At 70.0% G+C, this 19,754-nt stretch carries 16 protein-coding genes and 2 pseudogenes; 12 read left to right on the forward strand and 6 right to left on the reverse strand.

Annotated features, from left to right (window positions below; translation table 11 throughout):
* The first annotated feature begins 34 nt into the window (after positions 1–34).
* Complete coding sequence (locus DNK54_RS08785) at positions 35–1,885, forward strand: carboxypeptidase-like regulatory domain-containing protein (RefSeq protein ID WP_110206604.1); 1,851 nt, start codon at positions 35–37, stop codon at positions 1,883–1,885.
* A 36-nt stretch (positions 1,886–1,921) separates the two neighbouring features.
* Here the strand turns inward: DNK54_RS08785 and DNK54_RS21070 are convergent, their stop codons facing one another.
* On the reverse strand, positions 1,922–2,368 hold the full coding sequence (locus DNK54_RS21070; RefSeq protein ID WP_162602370.1) for a hypothetical protein: 447 nt from the start codon (positions 2,366–2,368) through the stop codon (positions 1,922–1,924).
* A gap of 93 nt (positions 2,369–2,461) precedes the next feature.
* On the opposite strand from DNK54_RS21070, the gene DNK54_RS08795 reads away from it, so the two are divergent.
* Positions 2,462–3,175: a hypothetical protein gene (locus tag DNK54_RS08795; protein WP_162602371.1), complete on the forward strand. Its 714-nt coding sequence runs from the start codon at positions 2,462–2,464 to the stop codon at positions 3,173–3,175.
* On the opposite strand, the gene DNK54_RS08800 is transcribed toward DNK54_RS08795, so the two are convergent.
* The 3 genes from DNK54_RS08800 to nrdR form a co-directional block, all read right to left on the reverse strand.
* Entirely contained in the window at positions 3,165–4,235 is a 1,071-nt protein-coding gene (locus DNK54_RS08800) for a GNAT family N-acetyltransferase (RefSeq protein ID WP_110206607.1), read from the reverse strand. The genes DNK54_RS08795 and DNK54_RS08800 overlap by 11 nt on opposite strands.
* A 199-nt stretch (positions 4,236–4,434) precedes the next feature.
* Positions 4,435–7,293: a vitamin B12-dependent ribonucleotide reductase gene (locus tag DNK54_RS08805; RefSeq protein WP_110206608.1), complete on the reverse strand. Its 2,859-nt coding sequence runs from the start codon at positions 7,291–7,293 to the stop codon at positions 4,435–4,437.
* 151 nt (positions 7,294–7,444) lie between these two features.
* Positions 7,445–7,915 (reverse strand): transcriptional regulator NrdR, encoded by a 471-nt coding sequence (gene nrdR / locus DNK54_RS08810; RefSeq protein WP_110206609.1) that lies wholly within the window; start codon positions 7,913–7,915, stop codon positions 7,445–7,447.
* A gap of 412 nt (positions 7,916–8,327) precedes the next feature.
* Between nrdR and DNK54_RS08815 the strand changes: the two genes are divergently transcribed.
* On the forward strand, positions 8,328–8,735 hold the full coding sequence (locus DNK54_RS08815; protein ID WP_110206610.1) for a hypothetical protein: 408 nt from the start codon (positions 8,328–8,330) through the stop codon (positions 8,733–8,735).
* A 118-nt stretch (positions 8,736–8,853) separates the two neighbouring features.
* Here the strand turns inward: DNK54_RS08815 and DNK54_RS08820 are convergent, their stop codons facing one another.
* Together DNK54_RS08820 and DNK54_RS08825 are read right to left on the reverse strand one after the other, a co-directional pair.
* Positions 8,854–9,720, reverse strand: coding sequence for a siderophore-interacting protein (locus DNK54_RS08820; protein WP_110206611.1), 867 nt, complete (start codon positions 9,718–9,720; stop codon positions 8,854–8,856).
* On the reverse strand, positions 9,720–10,739 hold the full coding sequence (locus DNK54_RS08825; RefSeq protein WP_110206612.1) for an ABC transporter substrate-binding protein: 1,020 nt from the start codon (positions 10,737–10,739) through the stop codon (positions 9,720–9,722). Before DNK54_RS08825 ends, DNK54_RS08820 begins: the two co-directional genes overlap by 1 nt.
* Before the next feature lie 70 nt (positions 10,740–10,809).
* On the opposite strand from DNK54_RS08825, the gene DNK54_RS08830 reads away from it, so the two are divergent.
* The 9 genes and pseudogenes from DNK54_RS08830 to lexA all read left to right on the forward strand — a co-directional run bounded on the left by DNK54_RS08830 (position 10,810) and on the right by lexA (position 19,730).
* A complete protein-coding gene (locus DNK54_RS08830; RefSeq protein WP_110206613.1) occupies positions 10,810–11,826 on the forward strand; it encodes a FecCD family ABC transporter permease in 1,017 nt (338 codons plus the stop codon).
* Positions 11,823–12,902 carry a FecCD family ABC transporter permease gene (locus DNK54_RS08835; protein ID WP_110206614.1) on the forward strand — a complete coding sequence of 360 codons (1,080 nt, stop codon included), beginning with the start codon at positions 11,823–11,825 and terminating at the stop codon, positions 12,900–12,902. The genes DNK54_RS08830 and DNK54_RS08835 overlap by 4 nt, the downstream gene beginning before the upstream one ends.
* Positions 12,895–13,707 (forward strand): ABC transporter ATP-binding protein, encoded by an 813-nt coding sequence (locus DNK54_RS08840; protein WP_110206615.1) that lies wholly within the window; start codon positions 12,895–12,897, stop codon positions 13,705–13,707. Before DNK54_RS08835 ends, DNK54_RS08840 begins: the two co-directional genes overlap by 8 nt.
* Positions 13,700–15,373 (forward strand): ABC transporter transmembrane domain-containing protein, encoded by a 1,674-nt coding sequence (locus DNK54_RS08845; protein ID WP_110206616.1) that lies wholly within the window; start codon positions 13,700–13,702, stop codon positions 15,371–15,373. Before DNK54_RS08840 ends, DNK54_RS08845 begins: the two co-directional genes overlap by 8 nt.
* On the forward strand, positions 15,370–17,100 hold the full coding sequence (locus tag DNK54_RS08850) for an ABC transporter ATP-binding protein (RefSeq protein ID WP_110206617.1): 1,731 nt from the start codon (positions 15,370–15,372) through the stop codon (positions 17,098–17,100). Before DNK54_RS08845 ends, DNK54_RS08850 begins: the two co-directional genes overlap by 4 nt.
* 301 nt (positions 17,101–17,401) lie before the next feature.
* A pseudogene (locus DNK54_RS21765) lies at positions 17,402–17,836 on the forward strand (hypothetical protein); the annotation flags it as partial.
* Positions 17,837–17,857: 21 nt separating this feature from the next.
* Positions 17,858–18,364: pseudogene (locus DNK54_RS21770) on the forward strand (thrombospondin type 3 repeat-containing protein); the annotation flags it as partial.
* Positions 18,365–18,566: 202 nt separating this feature from the next.
* Positions 18,567–18,887 (forward strand): LysM peptidoglycan-binding domain-containing protein, encoded by a 321-nt coding sequence (locus DNK54_RS08860; RefSeq protein ID WP_110206619.1) that lies wholly within the window; start codon positions 18,567–18,569, stop codon positions 18,885–18,887.
* 117 nt (positions 18,888–19,004) lie between these two features.
* Positions 19,005–19,730, forward strand: a complete 726-nt coding sequence (gene lexA, locus DNK54_RS08865) for a transcriptional repressor LexA (protein ID WP_110206620.1) — start codon at positions 19,005–19,007, stop codon at positions 19,728–19,730.
* The last annotated feature ends 24 nt before the right edge of the window (positions 19,731–19,754 follow it).

Below are 19,754 nucleotides of genomic sequence, written 5' to 3' on the forward strand. Positions count from 1 at the left end.
GTGGGGCGGGGACTGTCTCGGGAGGTTCACACCCATGCGCGTGCTGTCACGCCCCTGGGCGACGCTGGTCGTCGTCCTCGCACTGCTCGGCGGGATGTTTCTGTCGACGCCTGCCCAAGCAGCCGGCACGGGCAGTGTCATCGGCAAGGTGCTCTCCAGCATCGACGGTGTCACCGCGCCACACGAGGGTGCCTACGTCGGGCTGACTCCGGTCGATGCGGACGGTCAGCCCGTCGGCGCCGAAGTGGGCGACTGGACCGGCACCGGCGGGACCTTCTCGCTCCTCGGCCTGGAGAACGGGACCTATAGGGCGCGGATCCTCCCGAGCCCCGAGGGGCGCGAGGTCGGTGGCCTGGGCTACGAGTACTACGACGACAAGTGGAGTCCTTACGACGTGACCCTGATCACGGTCTCGGGTGGCCAGGTGGCCCTGCCCGACATCACGTTGCAGCAGGTCGGCTGGATCACTGGCACGGTGCGTGACGCACAGGGCACGCCCCTCCCCAACATCTGGGTCTCGGTGAGCGACAGCGCCATGAGCGGTGGCTACAGCGTGCAGACCGACGCCAACGGTCGCTACGACAGCCGCACCGGCGACTACACCGGCAACACGATCCCCGGCTCCTACCAGGTCGAGGCCAGTGTCTTCACTGGGCAAGGCGAGCAGGCCTACGACCGCGCGCTCGCGACGGTGCAGGTGAGCGCCAAGCAGGGTGCGACCCAAGACCTGGTCATCCAGCCCTTGCAGACGGCGGTCTTCACCGTGCTCGACACCGACGGCTCCCCGCTCCGACGGGCACCCCTGGAGCTTCTCCTCCAGCGCACCCCCGGCGGGCCGTGGGAGGCGCCGCAATACGGCCCGATCGAGACCGATGACGAGGGTCACTTCCGCTTCACCGAAGGCATCAACTACAAGATCCGGTTCCTGCTCCCGCAGGGGTACGTCGGCACGGCGGTCCCCGAATACTGGGACGGTCCGGAGGGCGCCGGCTCTTCCGCACCCGAGGACGCGGCGGTTCTGAGCTGGGAGGGTGAGCCACTCATGCGCCGCTTCACCGTGCAGCTGGAGGCTCCCGCCGTCACCGCGAGTACGCCGACCATCACCGGCACCGCGCAGGTCGGCCAGACCCTCACCGCGATCCCGGGCACCTGGGGCCCCGGCGACGTCGACCTCACCTACACCTGGAAGGCCGGCGGCGCCATCGTCGGCAGCGACCAGCCCACCTATCGGCCCACCGACGCCGACCTCGGCAAGACGATCACCGTCACCGTCACCGGCACCAAGACCGGCCACACCAGCACCACCCGCACCTCGACGCCGACCGCCGCGGTCACCGCGGCTCCGGTGGAGGAGATCCAGACGGGCGAGGTCACGATCTCCGGCACGCCGCGAGCCGGCAAGATCCTGACCGCCGACCCTGGCACCTGGACACCCTCCGAGGTCGAGCTGACCTATGCGTGGCTGGCCGACGGCGTCGTGATCGCCGGGGCCGCGGAAGCGACGTATGTGGTGAGCAATGCCGTAGCGGGCCAGCGCATCTCCGTGCGCGTGACCGGCACGATCGACGACCGCACCGCTGTCGCGACCTCGGCAGAGACCGGCGCCGTTGTTGGCGTGCTCTCGACGAGCAAGCCGAGGATCACCGGGAAGACCAAGGTGGGCAAGAAGCTCAAGGTCAAGGCAGGGCCCTGGGGCCCGGGAGAGGTCAAGCTGAGCTACCAGTGGCTGCGCAACGGCAAGGTGATCAAGCGCGCCACCGGCAGGTCCTACCGCTTGACCAAGAAAGACAAGGGCAAGCGCATCCAGGTGCGCGTGACGGGCAAGAAGGGCGACTTCGCCACGGCGAAGGTCACCAGCGCCAAGAGCAAGAAGGTCAAGCGCTGACCCAGATCGCAGCGAAGAGCGAGGGACGCCTCGGGGTCAGGACAACGTCCAGATCCCGGGGCGCTCCTTCGTCATGAGGCCCTGACGGATCAGGCTCTGCCGTGCCTTGCGCGCCGCGAGCTGCCAGCGCAACTCGCCGGTCGGCGTACGGTCGCGGTCGCCCGAGCGGAAGTGCTCGCCCAGACGCTCCTCGATGGCCGCCAGCGCACCATCGTTGTCGAGTTCTCCGCCGGCCTGCTCGAGGATCTGGATGATGACCGGCTCGAGCTGATCCGACGGGGTCCACTTCCGCACCGCGGCGGAGGTGCGCACCGGCGGCTCGGGCGACTTCCGCGCTCGGGGCGTCGCGGGCTCCTTCGGAGTGCGCGTCCGGGGCGCCGGGGCCTTCTTGGCCGGCGGCGGTGCCGGCGCGGGCGCGGGGCGTCCGTGCGGGCACTGGCTCAGAGGGAGATCACACAATTCGCAGTAGTCATCGCCGTTCATCGATCGAAACTGTACGCCGCGGGTTCAGAACGCCGTTGCTTCGGGTATTCGTGATCTGTCGGACACGCTTGCTCAAGACGACGGAGGTGGCTCATGCCGGACCGGACGCCGGGACTGGACGACTGGGGCAGCGCGCCGCCATCGGCTCCGACTCCCACGCCTCCGCCTGGCCGGCGCCGCGCTGTGCTCTCCGCTGTCGCGGCGCTCGCGGTCGGCCTGCTGGTCGGGGCCGGCGTGGCCTGGCTGACGACCGTCGGAGACGGCGATCCACAGCCGCCGGCCTCCGGAACGGGCACGACCAGCCCGCCCACGACCGCACCCGCCGACCCGACGCCCTCCAGCCCACCGTCCGGGACGACGTACGACGTCCGCTCGTTCGGCGGTGCCGCCTTCGTCTCCGCCGACGGCGAGGTGGTGTGCAACCTGATCCCGGGCGAGGTGCGGTGCGACGTCTACGAGCCGCGCTACAGCCCACCGCCGAAGCCAGCCTCGTGCCAGGCGGCCTGGGGGCCGGTCGTCCGCCTCGACCGGAACGGTGCCGACTATGCGTGCGTCGGCGACGCGGCCCTGCTTCCGGTGCTCTACCCCGCCGATGCCGTGACGGCCACCGGCGACATCAACTGGTTCGATCCGGCTGCCAACCCGACCGTGGAGTTCCTGGGTCAGCAGGCCGCCGGGCTCGGGCCGGGCAACAGGATCGTGCTCGGAGCGATCAGCTGCACCGGGCTCGCCGTCGGTGTGCACTGCCAGGACGACGCCGGCCGGGGCTTCGAGGTCAGCCTCGATCGGGTGCGCCTCAGCGAGTGACAGGCACGTCCTTGTGCCACGACTCCGTGACGTACTTCGTCACCCAGCCCAACGACGTGTAGAGCCCCTCCGCTCCGGTCGGCGAGTCCGCGTCCACCTCGAGTCCGACCCTGACCCGACCACGCATGGCCGCGTCGGCCACGATCGTGTGCAACAGCCCTTTGGCGACGCCCCGGCCGCGCGCGAGCGAGCGCACGCCGATGTAGGCGACGTAGGAGCCGGGCGTCTCCCCCGGCAGCTCACTCCCGACGAGGGCTCCGACCGGCGTGCCGTCCTCCAGCTCCGCAAGCCACCAATGGTCCCAGCGATGGCCCGGGTCCTCCCGGAGCCGGAAGAGGAACTCGTCGAAGGTCTCCGCCTTCGAGTTGAAGTGATCGGTGAACGCCTCCTCCAAGACGTCGTGAACCGCCCGCAGGTCCTCGACGTCCGGCACCCCGGCTCCGGTACGCCGCACCAGGCGGAACCGGATGTCGTCGCGCTCCCAGAGGGCAGGCGACGGCACCAGCTCGACCTCCGCAGGCGCAACCGGACGACTCATCTGCCACCAGCGGCGGACTCGATGGAAGCCGGCGTTCTCCAGCCACTTGTGCTGGCGCTGGTCCTCGGCGTAGGCCTCGACGTCGATCTGCTGTACCTCGAGCCCGCGAGCGACACCGACGACCTGGGCTTGCGCCTCCGCCCAGGCAAGCAACATCGCTGCGCAGGCATCGGCGTCGGCATCAGCAAGGTCTCGATCGACCACGGGCTGGAACAGCATCCGGCCCGCGGCACGGTCGTGGACGCTCCCCCAGGCCCGGATGGTGCCCGCGCGGTCGCGGACGACGACGTTCTCCCGCATCCGCAGCCCCGGCGCACCTACCTCGACCAGGACGTCCTCGATCGATGCCGTGGGCCACCCACGGCCGTCGGCCTGGTGACCTCGCAGCAGCTCCCGGAGCCGCAGGACCTCGCGCTCGTCGCTCCCGTCTGGCGGCTCCACCCGCCACGCGTGAGGCAGGTCCACCCCCTCCTGCAGGGCGTGGTCGGGCGTGCTCTCGAATCTGTTCTCGTCCGGGATCATCACCCTGCAGCCTGCCACCCCAGACCGCCGCAGAAACCGAAAACGACGGAACGGCAACGGTCCGCCGCCGAAAGGTCGGCTCAGCAGACGTGCGTCACCCTGCCGAGAGTCCGGTCGACCGGACGGGGCTGAATACGGCAGGGGTGGCCACCCTTCCAGGTGGCCACCCCTGCCGCTCTATCGCGCCTGCCGCTCAGTTTCAGCTGCAACCGCTGGTGCTGCCGCAACCCTCACAGACGTGGCAGGAGCCGGCGGGGCGCATCTTGGTTCCGCAGGTGAAGCAGAGCGGGCTGTCGACCGCCGTACCGGAGATCTTCTCCAGCAGCTCAGCGGTGGTCCGGGCCTGCTTGTCGTCCACGACGGTCGCCTCGACGACGTCCTCGACCGGTGCCACCACAGGAGCGGCGTCGACCGGGTCGGACTTCAGCGACTCCAGCTCACTGGCCTCCACCAGCTCGTAGGAGCCGGTCTCGAGGTGACGCTGCCGCTCCTCGGCTGAATAGATGCCGAGCATCGAGCGGTCCTCGAAGGACAGGTAGTCCAGGGCCAGGCGGCGGAAGATGTAGTCCATGATCGACTGCGCCATCCGCACGTCCGGGTCGTCGGTCATGCCGGCCGGCTCGAAGCGCAGGTTGGTGAACTTGGAGACGTAGGTCTCCAGCGGAACGCCGTACTGCAGGCCGATCGAGACAGCGATCGAGAAGGCGTCCATGACACCGGCGAGCGTGGAGCCCTGCTTGCCGAGCTTGAGGAACACCTCGCCGAGCTCGCCGTCCTCGTGCGCACCCGAGGTCATGTAGCCCTCGGCGCCGCCGACGGTGAAGGACGTCGTGCGGGAGACCCGGCTCTTCGGCAGCCGCTTGCGGGTCGGCCGGTAGACGATCTTCTCGACGACCTTCTCCGCCTCAGCGGCCGGGGCCGCCGCGACCGAGGCGTTGGCGTCGGTGCCCTTGTTGTCGCCCTTGCCCGACGAGAGCGGCTGACCGACCTTGCAGTTGTCGCGGTAGATCGCGGTGGCCTTGAGGCCCAGCTTCCACGACTGCAGGTAGATGTCCTCGATCTCCTCGACCGTGGCCGACTCCGGCAGGTTGACGGTCTTGCTGATCGCCCCGGAGAGGAACGGCTGCGCGGCAGCCATCATCCGCACGTGGCCCATCGGCTTCAGGGCGCGCTCGCCCATCGCGGTGTCGAAGACCTCGTAGTGCTCGGCACGCAGGCCGGGCGCGTCGACGACGTGCCCGTGCTCGGCGATGTAGGCAACGATCGCCTCGACCTGCTCCGGCTGGTAGCCGAGCTTCTTCAGCGCCCGCGGGATCGTCTGGTTGACGATCTGCATCGAGCCGCCACCGACCAGCTTCTTGAACTTGACCAGCGAGAAGTCCGGCTCGATGCCGGTCGTGTCGCAGTCCATCATGAAGCCGATGGTGCCGGTCGGGGCGAGCACGGACGCCTGGGCGTTGCGGAAGCCGTTGGTCGCCCCCAGCTCCTGCACGCGGGCCCACTCGACAGTGGCCAGCTTGTGCACCGCGAGGTCCTCGGTGTGCAGGGTGCGCACCGCGTCGTTGGCGGCCTGGTGCTTGCGCATCACCCGCTTGTGGGCCTCGGCATTGCGGGCGTAGCCGGCGTAGGCCCCGACCACCGCAGCGAGCTCGGCCGAGCGGCGGTAGGAGGTGCCGGTCATCAGGGAGGTGATCGCGGCAGCCATGGAGCGGCCACCGTCGGAGTCGTAGCCCAGGCCCATCGCCATGAGCAGCGCACCGAGGTTCGCGTAGCCGATACCGAGCTGGCGGTAGTCGACGGTGGTCTTGCCGATCGCCTCGGTCGGGAAGTCGGCGAAGCAGATCGAGATGTCCATCGCGGTGATGATCAGCTCGACGGCCTTGGCGAAGAGCGCCGCGTCGAAGGTGTCGTCGTCCCTGAGGAACTTCAGCAGGTTGAGCGAGGCGAGGTTGCACGAGGAGTTGTCGAGGGACATGTACTCCGAGCACGGGTTGGAGGCGGTGATCCGGCCGGTCTCGGGGTTGGTGTGCCAGTCGTTGATCGTGTCGTCGTACTGCAGACCCGGGTCGGCGCACTCCCAGGCGGCCTGGGCGATCTTCTTGAAGAGCTCGCGGGCCTCGACGGTCTCGATGACCTCACCGGTGCCGCGGGAGCGCAGGCCGAACTCGGTGCCGTCCTCGACCGCACGCATGAACTCGTCGGTGACGCGCACCGAGTTGTTGGCGTTCTGGTACTGCACGGAGGTGATGTCGGCGCCACCGAGGTCCATGTCGAAGCCGGCGTCGCGCAGGGCGCGGATCTTGTCCTCCTCGCGCGCCTTGGTCGCCACGAACTCCTCGATGTCGGGGTGGTCGACGTCGAGGACGACCATCTTCGCGGCCCGGCGGGTCGCGCCACCGGACTTGATGGTGCCCGCCGAGGCGTCGGCGCCACGCATGAAGGAGACCGGGCCCGACGCCGTGCCGCCGCTGCTCAGCAGCTCCTTGGAGGAGCGGATCCGGGAGAGGTTCAGGCCGGCGCCGGAGCCGCCCTTGAAGATGAAGCCCTCTTCCTTGTACCAGTTGAGGATCGAGTCCATCGAGTCGTCGACCGAGAGGATGAAGCAGGCCGACACCTGCTGCGGGGACTGGGTGCCGACGTTGAACCAGACGGGGCTGTTGAACGAGAAGTACTGGTGCACCAGCAGCCAGGTGAGCTCGTGCTCGAAGACCTCGGCGTCGGCCTCGGTAGCGAAGTAGCCGTGCTCCTGGCCGGCGTCGGTGTAGGTCTTCACCACCCGGTCGATGAGCTGCTTGAGACTCCACTCGCGGACATCTGTGCCGACCGCACCACGGAAGTACTTGGTGGTGACGATCGTGGAGGCGTTGACCGACCAGAAGTCGGGGAACTCGACACCACGCTGCTCGAAGACCGACTCGCCGGTCTTCCAGTTCGTCTGGACGACATCACGGCGCTCCCACGTGATCTCGTCGTAGGGGTGCACTCCCTCGGTGCTGAAGATCCGCTCGATCTTCAACCCGCCGGAGGTCTGCTGGCCGTTGTTCACGGTCTCCGTCATCCTGCCCAATCCCCTTCTCTGGCCGTTACTTCATCTGCTGGTGTCGTGCTGCGTTGTCGTTGTTGCTGTGGTGCTGTGGTGACCTCGACCCCGGTCACCCGACGATGTGCACCCGGCACGCAGCTTCCCCACTACGTGCCGGGTGGTCTGGTCAGCCCGTCGGCGCGGGCTGGTTGGCGCGCTCCATCCGGAGCATCGCGATCTCGGACTCGAAGTCCTCGGCCGACTCGAACGCGCGATAGACGGAGGCGAAGCGCAGGTAAGCGACCTCGTCCAGCGCACGCAGCGGTCCCAGGATGGCGAGTCCGATCTCGTGAGCGGGCACCTCGGCCCACCCCTCGGTGCGTAGCGCGTCCTCGACGGCCTGCCCCAGGCAGGCGAGCTGGTCTTCGGTGACGGGCCGGCCCTTGCATGCCTTGCGTACGCCGCGCACCGCCTTCTCGCGAGTGAAGGGCTCGGTCGCACCCGAGCGCTTCAACACGGTCAGCTGCATCTGCTCCACCGTGGTGAAGCGCTTCTCGCAGGACGGGCAGCTGCGCCGCCGCCGGATCGCGCTGCCGTCGTCCGCGACGCGCGAGTCGAGGACCCGGGTGTCGGTGCTGCGGCAGTAGGGGCAGTGCATTCCGGATCCTTCCTGGCCCTGGTGATCGCGTAAAGGCATGCCGAAGCGCGCCCCGAGAGAGGCTCCTCGCCGAGGAGCCCAACGTGGTGATCTGTGAAGGAGACCGGCCAGCCTGTGGAGAACCCGTCGATCCCTGTGTATCCGCCACCCTCCTCCTGTGGAGGAAAGGGTGGCGATCTGTGAACTATATGTGGAGAACCACAACGGTGTAACTACTAGATGTAGTGGTAACCGTACGTCGCGAGCGGAGCGGGTGCAAGTCCCTCGGCGTGGCGTTTCCGATCTTGCCCGAGAGACCCGACAGAACACGCGCGGCGGCGCCGCGGCCGGGCCCGTCGACACCCCGGCCCACGACCGGCCGGGCCTCGAATCGACCCCGCGATCTGGATCCGGATGACACAATGTCGAAGCAATGGCCAAGGGGAAGCGGATCGGGACGCGGCGGGCTGCGCGCAAGCGCACCCTGCCCAGTCGTTCGAGCCTTCTGCACAGTCTGGGCATCACGCTCTGCGTGGTCGCCTGGGGCTTCCTGGTCAAGGCCGCCATCGACTTCGGCACCGCTGCTCGCGACGGCGAGCATGCCGCCTGGGCGTTCCTCGGACTCGCCTGCGTGGGCGCGGCGGCCTGCCTGTTCACCGGCCTGATCATCGGCGTCCGCCTGCTGCGCAGTCTCGGCATCCTTACCGAGAGCGCAGCCGTCGGGGCGCCTGAGGTCGACCCCGCGGTCGCCGAGCAGACCCGACCGTCCCCCACCGGGGAGGACTCCCCGACCTACGCTCCGCCCCCGGCTCCCTACCGGGGCAAGCGGATGGCCCGCTGAGGACCGGCGTCCGCTCGCGCCGTGCCGCGGACGGACGCCGTACGGCGCCGCGAGCCAGGGAAGTGCTGATCGATATCGCCGTCGCGAGCGTCGCGAGGCGAGACAGATCAGCGGTTCTCTAGTGCTCGCGGCGCAGCAGGTGGTCGATCGCGTGCCGGGCGTGATCGAGCAGCGAGGGTCGCTCCAGGTCGTCGTGGGAGAGACCGCGGCGCCAGTAGCCGGAGATGTCGGACTGGTACTTCGTGTGCCCGCGCCCGCGAGCCCACCTGCGCACCGGCTTGAGGCTGATCGCCTCCGCACCGGCCCACACATAGGTGTGCACATCGGAGGGTAGCTCGATCGCCTCCGCGAAGCGAGCCAGGAGCTCGGTGTCACCCGGCGCGGCACTGCGGTGCAGCCACGTCAGCGTGACCCCGTCCGGCACCGGGAGGTCCTGCTCGTCGTCGGCGTCCTCGATCTCGACCGCAACGACCCCGCGGGTGCCCGCCGGCCACTCCTCCAGCCAGCGACCGACCGCCGGCAGCCCCGTCTCGTCGGCCAGCAGCACCAGGAAGCCGAACGCGCGGGGCACCTCGATCGAGGGACGCGGGCCGGCTACCCAGATGGTGCTGCCGATCGCACACTCCTGAGCCCAGGTCGAGGCGAGTCCACCGCTATGGACGACGAAGTCCAGCTCCACCGTCCCGGCGCGGCGGTCGTAGCGCCGGATCGTGTACTCACGCGCCGGCGGGAAGGGCCTGGGCCAGTCGAGGTGGTCGCCGTCGGGCACCGGAGCACGGGTGACGCCGGTCTCCGGATCCGGAAAGACCAGCTTCACGTGCTCGTCGGGGAGGTGGGACTCGAAGCCCTCCATCTGGGCTCCGCCCAAGGTCAGCCGGAGCATCCGCGGCGTCACCATGGCGCGTGCCAGGACGGTGAGCTCGCGGATCTTGATCGGCCACTCGGCGTACTCCGCCTTCGGTCGCGGGCTCGACAGCTCGACCATCAGGGCGCCCGGTATCCCTCGGCTGCGGCGCGCAGGTCGTCGACCTGCGCCTGCGCTGCCGCGAACGTGTAGACCGTCCCCGAGGCCAGCGGGAAGACGTTGCCCGCCTTCACCGCGGGCAGCCGCTTGAACGACGCCGAGTCGAGGATGTCCCGGATCTCCGGCATCGGCTCACCCTCGGCGTCGGCCTCGAAGAAGATCACATCCTGGTCGGAGAGGTCGGCCAGGTTCTCGGTCGCCAGCGGCTCCACGTAGCGCTCCGGGTCATCGGTGTAGGTCTCGTTGTAGCCGAAGCCTGCCGCGACGAGCCGCCGGTAGGTCAGCGCCTTGGAGGTGTCCGCGTAGAGCTGGTCGGCGACGTTGAGCGAGGTGACCTCCAGGTCGCCGATCACCTCGCCGTGCTCCTCCGCGATCTCGGCCAGCTGCGCGTCGACGGCCGCCGTCTTGGTGGCGTAGTCCGTGCTGCGCCCCACCAGCTCCGCGATCTTCGGGTAGTTGTCCCAGACGTCCGTGGGCTCTTCGATAGGAAGGATCACGGTCGGGAAGAGCTCGGCGATCTCGTCGTACTTGAGCCCGAGCCCGCCGTGGTCCATGCCGATCACCAGATCGGGGTCGAGCTCGATCAGCTTCTCCACATCGAGCCCGTCGTAGTTGCCGACGGTCGGGACGTCCGCATAGCTCGGCCAGATCGCGGGATCGATCTCCTCCTCCACCAGCTCCGCGTCGAGCTGGCCGACCGGCACCACGCACAGATCCGCCAGCTCCGATCCGACCCGCCACAGCGCGACGATGCGCTTCGGGTTCGTGGGCACACCTTCGACGTCGCCGAGGAAGGTGTCGGCGACGGTGCGCGTGCCGTCCTCGGCGACGTCCTCAGGCGCATCCGCGCACCCCTCGGCCACCCGCGGCGCGGACTCCTTGGCAGTCTCGCCGTCGTCGCCTCCGCAGGCGGCGAGGGGGAACAGGGCGAAGGCGGCGAGGGCGACCCCGAGCAGACGGGGACGGCGAACGACATGCATGAGGAACTCCTCGAGGACGATGACGGGCCCTGTGATCAGGGAAAGGCAGAGGTGAGGCTAACCTAACTACATGCTTACCGGTCACCCGAGGTCGGCCCGCATCTCGGGTGCCTTCCTCCTCGCCCTGCTCGCCGCCCTGGCGTTCTCGGTGCTGATCAGCCTGGCCTTCGGCAGCCGATCCATCCCGTTCGCCGAGGTGGTCGCCGCCCTCTTCCGCGACGTCGACTCCGACAACGCCACCGTGATCACCAGCCAACGGCTCCCCCGCACGCTGCTCGGCCTCGGCGCAGGCCTGGCGCTGGGCATGGCCGGCGCGTTGATGCAGGGGCATACTCGGAACCCGCTCGCCGACCCCGGGCTCTTCGGAGTCAACGCCGGCGCCACCTTCGCGGTCGCGGCGCTCTCCTTCGGCCTCTCGGTGACCGGCAGCGCGGCCAACGTCGTCGCGGCACTGCTCGGCGCCGCCGTCGTGACCACCCTGGTCTTCGTCCTCGGACTGCGCGGCCAGCACACCAACGGCTTGGCGATGCTGGCGATCATCGGCACGACGGTCGCCGTGCTCCTGACCTCCCTGACCTCGGCCCTCATCCTGCTCGACCGGCAGACCCTCGAGGTGATGCGCTTCTGGGAGGTCGGATCGATCGCCAATCGCAACCAGGACCTGGCCCTCTGGCTGACGCCGCTCCTGGTGCTCGGCGTCGCACTGGCCATGGCAAACGCCTTCTCGCTCAACACCCTCGGACTGGGGGACGAGGTCGCGCAGTCGCTCGGCACCCGGGTCCGCACCACTCGCGTGGTCGGCATCCTGGCGATCACGCTCCTGGTCGGCCCCGTCACGGCCCTGTGCGGGCCGATCGCCTTCCTCGGCCTGGTCGCGCCCCATGCGGCCCGCGTCGTCACCGGCCATGACCAGCGCTGGCTGGTCCCGTGTGCGGGCCTCGTCGGCGCGGCACTCGTGCTGTTGGCCGACACGCTCGGCCGCGTCCTGCCCGAGACCGGCGAGCTCCAGGTCGGCATCGTCTTGGCCCTCGTCGGCGCTCCCGTGCTGCTCGCGATCACCCGCCACCGCAGGCTGGTGAGCCTGTGAGCGCCGCCCTCGCCCAGGCCGAGCGGCCGCGGCGCCGCGGCATCGCGATCGGGCCGGTCGCCCTACGGGTGCGTAGGCGGGCGCTGCTGGTCGGAGCCGGTACGTCGCTGCTGCTGGTCGCCCTCCTCGCCGCGTCGGTCTTCACCGGCACCCTCCACTTCACCCCGGAACGTGTGCTCGCCACGCTCGTCGGCGACGGCACCAAGGTCGAGGAGCTGGTGCTCATCGACCATCGCCTCTCCCGGGCCCTGGCCGGGATCCTCGTCGGCTTCGCCCTCGGCTGCGCCGGCGCCCTGACCCAGTCCATCACCCGCAACCCGATCGCAAGCCCCGACATCCTGGGCGTGATCTCGGGCGCCAGCCTGTGCGCGGTCCTGGTTGCCACCCAGCCCAGCATCCGCCGGCTCTTCGGTGGCCTTCCGGCAGGTCAGGCGGTGTCGCTGGCTGCCTTCATCGGCGGTCTGCTCACCACCGCGCTGATCCTGGCGCTCTCCTGGCGCGCCGGCTTCGACGGGCTGCGCCTCATCCTGGTCGGGCTCAGCATCAACGCGATCGCCATGGCCGGCGTCAGCTTCGCCCTGACCCGCACCGAGGACTACAACGCAGCCTTGGCAATGCGCTGGCTGACCGGCTCCCTGGCGCCCGCCCGGATGCCCGACGTACAGCGCCTGCTGCCCGTCGTGGTCGTCGGCGCCGTTGTGTGCCTCGCACTGCATCAGGCCCTGGCCCGGCTCCGGATGGGCCGTGATCTGAGCCTGCTGCTCGGTGGCCGCCCCGCCGCAGCCGAGGGCATCTCCCTGGTGGTAGCCGTGGCACTGGTTGCCGCTGCCTGCGCGGTGGCCGGACCGGTCGCCTTCGTGGCCTTCGTCGCCGCACAGGGTGCGATGCGGCTCTTCGGCACCGCCGGGCCGCCACCGCTCGCGGCCGGTCTTGTCGGCGCGACCCTGGTGCTCGGCGCCGACCTCGCCGTCCAACGCCTCCCCGGCGACCTGCCGGTCGGCGTACCGACCGGCATCATCGGCGCGATCTTCCTGCTCAACCTGCTCCTGCGAACCACACGGAGGACCCGTGTCTGACACCCTGACACCAGTGAACGTCTCGACTCCTCTGCGCCTCCGTGAGGTGACCGCCGGCTACGGCTCGCGCACGATCCTCCACGGCCTCGACATCGAGGTGCCCGTCGGCCGGTTCACCTCGGTGATCGGCCCCAACGGCTGCGGCAAGTCGACGACCCTGCGCGTCATGGCACGGCTTCTCTCACCCGACTCCGGCGACGTGCTCTGGCACGGGCGCCCGGTCGCGGACCTCAAGCCGCGGGAGCTGGCGACGCAACTCGCGATGCTGCCGCAGGTCCCGGTCGCGCCGGAGGGGATGACGGTCGAGGACCTCGTCGCCATGGGCCGTCAGCCTCACCAGCCGTGGTGGCGCGCCTGGAGCGCCGAGGACGACCGGATCGTCGCAGAGGCGATGGCGGCAACGGCCATCGCCGATCTCGCCGAGCGCCCGCTCGACGAGCTCTCCGGAGGACAGCGCCAGCGTGCCTGGATCGCCATGACCCTGGCACAGCAGACCGAACTGCTGCTGCTCGACGAGCCCACGACCCACCTCGATCTCGCCCACGCCGTCGAGGTGCTCGACCTGGTGTGCCGACTGCGCGACGACACCGGCAGGACCGTGGTCGCCGTGCTCCACGACCTCAGTCTTGCCGCCCGCTACAGCGATCATCTCGTCGTGCTCAAGGACGGACGCCTGGTCACCGCAGGCGCACCGCGCGAGGTGCTGACCCCCGAACTGCTGCTGGACACCTTCGGGCTGCGCGCCCACGTCTTCGACGATCCGGTCGAGGGTCGTCCGGTCGTAGTGCCGGTCGGTCATGGCTGAGGTCGCGAGCGCGGCTCCGCGCACCGCCTGGGCTCTCCTTCGGCGCGGCGTACGCCGCAACCCTGGCCGGATGAGCGGCTTCCTGTTCCTGCTCTCGCTGTGGCAGGTGTGCGAGACGCTCGTGCCGGTGGCGATCGGACTGGTCATCGACAAGGCGGTCGCCACCTCCGACCTCGACGCTCTGCTCTGGTCGGGAGTCGGCATCTGCGTCCTCTTCCTCGTCCTCTCCTGCTCCTACCGCTTCGGCGCCCGGCTGGGGTTCGCCGCCGTGCAGTGGGAGACCCACCGGCTGCGACTGGAGATCACCGCTCGCTCCCTGGATCCCGGCGGCGTCGTCGACGCCGCCCGCACCGGCGAGACGCTCTCGCTGGCCACCTCCGACACCGACAACGTGGGCTTCGCCCTGCGCTCACTGGGCTACAGCCTCTCCGCCGTCGCCTCGTTGGCCATCAGCGCCGTGGTGCTGCTGCGCATCGACATCGCCCTCGGCCTGACGGTGCTCTTCGGCGTCCCCCTCGTGCTGGTGGCACTCCAGGCGCTCACCCCCGTCATCGCACGGCGTACCACCCGGCAGGAGCAGGCGGTCGCGGCCGCCTCGGGCGTGGCCACCGACCTGGTGCGCGGGATCCGGGTCGTGCAGGGGCTCTCCGCCGAGGACGAGGCCAGCACTCGCTACCGCCGCACCAGCCGGCACGCGTGGGTCGCGGGGGTACGCAACGCCGAGGCGTTCGGGGCGATGGTCGCGGTGACCTCGCTCGCCGGGGGTCTCTTCCTCGCCCTGGTCGCGCTGCTGGCAGGCAACCTGGCGCTGGAAGGCCGGATCACCATCGGCGAGCTGGTGGTGGTCGTGGGCCTCAGCACCTATCTGACGGGCCCGATCCAGGTGATCGGTGCGATCAGCGCCCAGGTCGCCCAGGCCCTGGCCTCAGCGCAGCGCATCGTCGACCACCTGCAGTCCGAGCGCCGGGTAGCCACCGGCGAAGCGCAGGCGCACGGCGCCCTCACCTGGCGCTGCACCACCCCCGAGCTGCAGTCCGAGCCCGGAGAGCTGCTCGGCATCGTGGTCGCCGATGCGGGCCGGGCCGACGCCCTGATCGCACGGCTGGCTGAGGGCGATCCCGACATCCTCGCCGGCGGCGTACCGCTGGATCGGCTGAGCCACGAGGCGCGGCGCGACCTGCTCGTCGTCAACCCGCACCGGGTCGACCTCTTCGAAGGCACCCTCGCGGAGGCGATCAGCCCGCCGGGAGGATCCTCGGCGGAGGCCCTCTCCGCCGCCCTCGAGGCGTCGGCCGCAACCGATGTGGTGGCACTCTCCCCCGACGGCCTGGCGCAGCGCGTGCACCCGGACGGCGCCACCCACTCCGGTGGCCAACGCCAGCGCATCGGCCTCGCGCGAGCCCTGCTGGCCGACCCTCCGCTCCTGGTGCTGCACGAGCCGACCAGCGCCGTCGACGCCGTCACCGAGCACCGGATCGCCGAAGGACTGCGAGCCCACCGGCACGCCCGGGGAAGCGACCGTACGACGTGGCTGGTCACCACCTCGCCCGCGCTGCTGGCGGTCGCCGACCGGGTGGTGCTGGTCGATGCGGAGGGCACGGTCGCGACCGGCACGCACCACGAGCTGGCCGAGCACCCCACCTATCGTGAGGCGGTCCTGCGATGACCCCGCTCTTTCCCACCGCCGACCTGCGGACGACGACCCGCGCGTCGCTACGCCTGGTCGCCACGCGACGCTGGCCGCTCCTCGGCGCCGCGCTCTCCTTCCTGTGCGTGGGAGCCTGCGCTCTCGTGCCGCCCTGGATGCTGGGACGCATCGTCGACATCGTGACCGAGGGCGGCTCCTCGATCACACGGCCCATCGTGGCGATCGTCCTCGCTGCGGTCGGCAGCGCACTCTTCACGGCCCTGTCTGTCGCGCTCCTGGCCCGCGCAGCCGAGCCGGCGGTGGCCGAGCTGCGGGAGGAGGTGCTCGACCGCGCACTTCACGTCGAAGCCTCGGCGCTCGAGGCATCCGGTACCGGCGACCTGCTCGCCCGGGTCGGTGACGACGCGCGTCTCGTCGCCGACTCGGTCCGGGACTTCGTGCCGTCACTGATCAACTCCGTCGTGCTGATCTGCTTCACGCTCGGCGGACTCGCGGCCCTCGATTGGCGCCTGGCACTGGCCGGCCTGCTGGCCGCGCCCTTCTACGCCCGCGGCCTGTGGTGGTACCTCCCCCGCTCGGGTCCGCGCTACCGCGAAGAGAGGATCGCCCAGGGCCAGCGGGCCCAGGCCATGGTCGGAGCGCTCAACGGAGCGGAGACCGTACGCGCTCTCGGCCTGCAGGAGCAGCAGCTGGAGCGGGTGGATCAGCGCTCGGGCCGCGCCCGCGACATCACCCTCGGCGTGTTCGTCCTGCTCACCAAGTTCTTCGCCGCCGCCAACCGAGCCGAGGTCGTCGGCCTCTGCGCGGTGCTCGGCACCGGCTTCTGGCTGGTCCACGAGGGTCAGGTCACCGTCGGCGCGGTGACCGCCGCGGCGCTCTACTTCCACCGGCTCTTCGACCCGGTCAGCGCGCTGCTGTTCGTCTTCGACAAGTTGCAGTCGGCCGGCGCCTCCCTGGCTCGCCTGGTCGGTCTGGCCGAGACCGCGCCGGCCGCACCGGCCGTACCACCCGAGCAACACGGGGCACTCGAGCTCCGCGGGATCAGCCACGCGTACGTCGCGGGGCGCCCGGTCCTCCAGCCCACCGATCTCCGGGTCGCGCCCGGCGAACGCGTGGCCGTCGTCGGCGCCACCGGCGCCGGCAAGTCCACGCTGGGCCGGATCGCCGCGGGACTGCTGCCGCCGACCACCGGCCAGGCCTTCCTGGCAGGTCACTCCTACGAGGATCTCGGGCGCCGCGGTGTCCGCTCCCGCGTCGTGATGGTCAGCCAGGAAGGACACGTCTTCGCCGGCACCGTGTTGGAGAACCTCACCCTCGGTCGTCCCGACGCCTCCCTGCCGGAGGTGGAAGCGGCATTGGAGACGGTGGGGCTGAAGGCCTGGCTCGACACCCTTCCCGACCGCCTCGACACCGTCGTCGGCGACGGCGGCATGACTCTCACGCCGGCCCGCGCCCAGCAGCTTGCCCTGGCCCGGGTCGAGTTGCTCGCGCCGTGGTTCGTCGTGCTCGACGAGGCCACCGCAGAGGCAGGCTCCGCCGGGGCCCGCGACCTCGACGCGGCCGCCACGGCCGTCACCCAGGGCCGCGGCGCCCTCGTCATCGCACACCGCCTGAGCCAGTCGGCCCAGGCCGACCGCGTCGTAGTGATGGCCGACGGCGCGGTCGTCGAGACCGGCACCCACGAGGAGCTGGCCGCCGCCGGCGGACGGTACGCTGAGTTCTGGGCGGCGTGGACAGGCGCCTGAACGGGCGCGGCGCGGCGTCACTTTCGAGTGCTGGCGCCGTTATACCGACAAGGGGGCGGAGTCAGCAGCGCGCGCTGGTGCCCGCCGGAGGAACCTCGGAGGGGAATTCAGCACCATGCATGCACGTTTGCGAACGACCATGGTCGGGCTCGTCGGCCTGGCAACGGCACTGACCACCGTCGGCCTCACCGTGGCCACCAGCACGACCGCCCAGGGCGCAGCAGCGCCCGCTCCCGGCGCGACCTGCAGCCTGAAGGCGACCGGTACCACCGGCGCGGCGCCCGCCTCCTTCACCGCCACCATGGCGACCCCGGAGGCGGCTCCCATCACCGACGTCAACGTGCGTCTCGATGCGACCGCGGCCAAGAACAAGAGTGGCAACTGGAAGATCTCGCTGGGCCACGACGGCAGGTCCTCGACGTTGAAGGACGCCGCTCCCGGGCTGTTGGGAATCGGCGCCAAGCACATCCCGCTGGCCGGCCTCGTCCTCGACGACGAGGCGACGGCGGACGTCCTCAGCGCCGCCGGACCGGGCGCGTACAAGCCCTCCTCCAAGCTCTCCACCTTCGACGGGCGGGACGCCACCGGAGCGTGGACCCTCACCGTCAGCAACGCGAACGGCCTCACCACCGAGACCGGCTCCGTCGTCGCCTGGAGCATCGAGGTCACCTACGACTGCGATCTCGACAAGGACTTCGTCCCGAACCTGAAGGACAACTGCCCGACCACCCCGAACCGCGACCAGGCCGACGCCGATCGGGACGGGATCGGCGACGCCTGCGACCCCGACGCCGACAATGACGGCATCCCCAACGCGACCGACAACTGCCCGACGGCCGCGAACCCGGGCCAGGAGGACCTGGACGGGGACGGGATCGGCGACGCCTGCGACCCCGACGCCGACAACGACGGCTTCTACAAGGGCGACAAGTGCCCGCTGTCGGCGGGAGACACCGACTCGGGGTGCCCGGAGGTCAAGCGGAAACTGACCGTCAAGTACAAGCCCGGCAAGCGGGTCTTCGTCGGCAAGGTCAAGGCGAGCTCCAACAAGAGCACCTGCCAGGCCGGCACCCCGGTGCGCCTCTACCGGGGGACGAAGCACGTCGCCGGCGCCTTCACCAACAAGAAGGGCAAGTTCACGATCCGCCGCGGAAAGTACTCCGGCAAGCTGCGCGTGATCGTCCCGCTGCTCGTGCAGAAGCCGAACAGCGTCCAGGGCTATGCCTGCGCCGAGAAGAAGTCGAAGAACTTCAAGCTCAAGTAGCACCCGCGGCGCCACCTACCCCCGCAAGACCCCGGTCGAACATCTCTTCGACCGGGGTCTTGCGTTGTTCGAACACATGCTCTATCTTCGAACACGTGCTCGATCGAACAGGTGATCGACGCCGGGCCGAGAGGTTGTGTCGGAGGGTGTCGATAGAACTCGGTCGACACACCCGCCTCTCCTTCCCCCTCGGAGGTTCCCGATGAGCACTGTCGCCCTGCACCCCGTCCGTCCCGCGCTGCAGCTGACCCGCCGTGGTCGCGTGGTCGTCTTCCTGGCCGCCACCGCCCTGGTGCTGCTGGCTGCGATCTTCCTGGGCGCCGCCTCGGTCGCGACCGATGACGCCGGTTCGGTCACGCAGACCCGCGTCATCATGGTCGACGAGGGCGACACCTTGTGGGCGATCGCCTCCGATCTGGCTGACGACGGCAAGGTGCAGCAGATGATCGACGCCATCAAGCGACTCAACGCCCTCGACTCCGCGGCGCTCCAGGTGGGCCAGGAGCTGCACGTTCCGGCCTGACGCGACCGACACGCCAATCGAACAAATGTTTGAGAGCAGGCGCACGGTGAGGCACAGTGACAGTGCACAGCGACGACGTCCTCACCACCCGTGCCAGCCCGGAAAGGCAGAGCGCCGATGACACCCCGCAACGAGTCCGGCAAGGTCTCCGAACTGCCCGACGGACCGCCTGATGCGACCGGGCTCACTCCACGACAGCAGCGCATCCTCACCGCGATCCGCGACGCCCTCGAACAGCGGGGTTACCCGCCGAGCATGCGTGAGATCGGAGAGATCGTCGGGCTCACCTCGTCCTCCTCGGTGGCCCATCAGCTCAAGGTGCTCGAGTCGAAGGGCTTCATCAAGCGCGACCCCAACCGGCCGCGCGCGATCGAGGTCTTCCTGCCTGAGGTGCTCGCCGCGCGCCGAGCGATCAGCTCGGCCGACGACTCCGGGATCGACGTGACCGGGATCGGCGACACCGCTCCCCCGGCCACCTACGTGCCGATGGTCGGCCGCATCGCAGCCGGTGGCCCGATCCTCGCCGAGGAGCGCGTCGAGGAGGTCTTCCCGCTTCCGAAGTCCCTCGTCGGCGACGGCACCCTCTTCATGCTCGAGGTCTCGGGCGAGTCGATGATCGAAGCCGCCATCTGCGACGGTGACTACGTCGTCGTGCGCCAGCAGCCGACGGCCAACAACGGCGAGATCGTCGCCGCGATGATCGACGGCGAGGCCACCGTCAAGACCTTCCAGCGCAAGGACGGCCACGTCTGGCTGCTCCCCCACAACCCGGTCTTCGAGCCGATCGACGGCACCCACGCCACCATCCTCGGCGTCGTCACTGCCGTACTGCGACGCGTCTGAGAGGCGTGTCCCTTGCCCCGACCG

This window comes from Nocardioides daejeonensis (assembly GCF_003194585.1).
In the GTDB taxonomy this organism is placed as follows: Bacteria; Actinomycetota; Actinomycetes; order Propionibacteriales; family Nocardioidaceae; genus Nocardioides; species Nocardioides daejeonensis.

Bases quoted from the DNA above. Each gene is read 5' to 3' on its own strand.
- DNK54_RS08785 (WP_110206604.1), top strand. From the start codon at position 35: ATGCGCGTGCTGTCACGCCCCTGGGCGACGCTGGTCGTCGTCCTCGCA.
- DNK54_RS21070 (WP_162602370.1), bottom strand. From the start codon at position 2,368: ATGAACGGCGATGACTACTGCGAATTGTGTGATCTCCCTCTGAGCCAG.
- DNK54_RS08795 (WP_162602371.1), top strand. From the start codon at position 2,462: ATGCCGGACCGGACGCCGGGACTGGACGACTGGGGCAGCGCGCCGCCA.
- DNK54_RS08800 (WP_110206607.1), bottom strand. From the start codon at position 4,235: ATGATCCCGGACGAGAACAGATTCGAGAGCACGCCCGACCACGCCCTG.
- DNK54_RS08805 (WP_110206608.1), bottom strand. From the start codon at position 7,293: ATGACGGAGACCGTGAACAACGGCCAGCAGACCTCCGGCGGGTTGAAG.
- nrdR (WP_110206609.1), bottom strand. From the start codon at position 7,915: ATGCACTGCCCCTACTGCCGCAGCACCGACACCCGGGTCCTCGACTCG.
- DNK54_RS08815 (WP_110206610.1), top strand. From the start codon at position 8,328: ATGGCCAAGGGGAAGCGGATCGGGACGCGGCGGGCTGCGCGCAAGCGC.
- DNK54_RS08820 (WP_110206611.1), bottom strand. From the start codon at position 9,720: ATGGTCGAGCTGTCGAGCCCGCGACCGAAGGCGGAGTACGCCGAGTGG.
- DNK54_RS08825 (WP_110206612.1), bottom strand. From the start codon at position 10,739: ATGCATGTCGTTCGCCGTCCCCGTCTGCTCGGGGTCGCCCTCGCCGCC.
- DNK54_RS08830 (WP_110206613.1), top strand. From the start codon at position 10,810: ATGCTTACCGGTCACCCGAGGTCGGCCCGCATCTCGGGTGCCTTCCTC.
- DNK54_RS08845 (WP_110206616.1), top strand. From the start codon at position 13,700: ATGGCTGAGGTCGCGAGCGCGGCTCCGCGCACCGCCTGGGCTCTCCTT.
- DNK54_RS08850 (WP_110206617.1), top strand. From the start codon at position 15,370: ATGACCCCGCTCTTTCCCACCGCCGACCTGCGGACGACGACCCGCGCG.
- DNK54_RS08860 (WP_110206619.1), top strand. From the start codon at position 18,567: ATGAGCACTGTCGCCCTGCACCCCGTCCGTCCCGCGCTGCAGCTGACC.
- lexA (WP_110206620.1), top strand. From the start codon at position 19,005: ATGACACCCCGCAACGAGTCCGGCAAGGTCTCCGAACTGCCCGACGGA.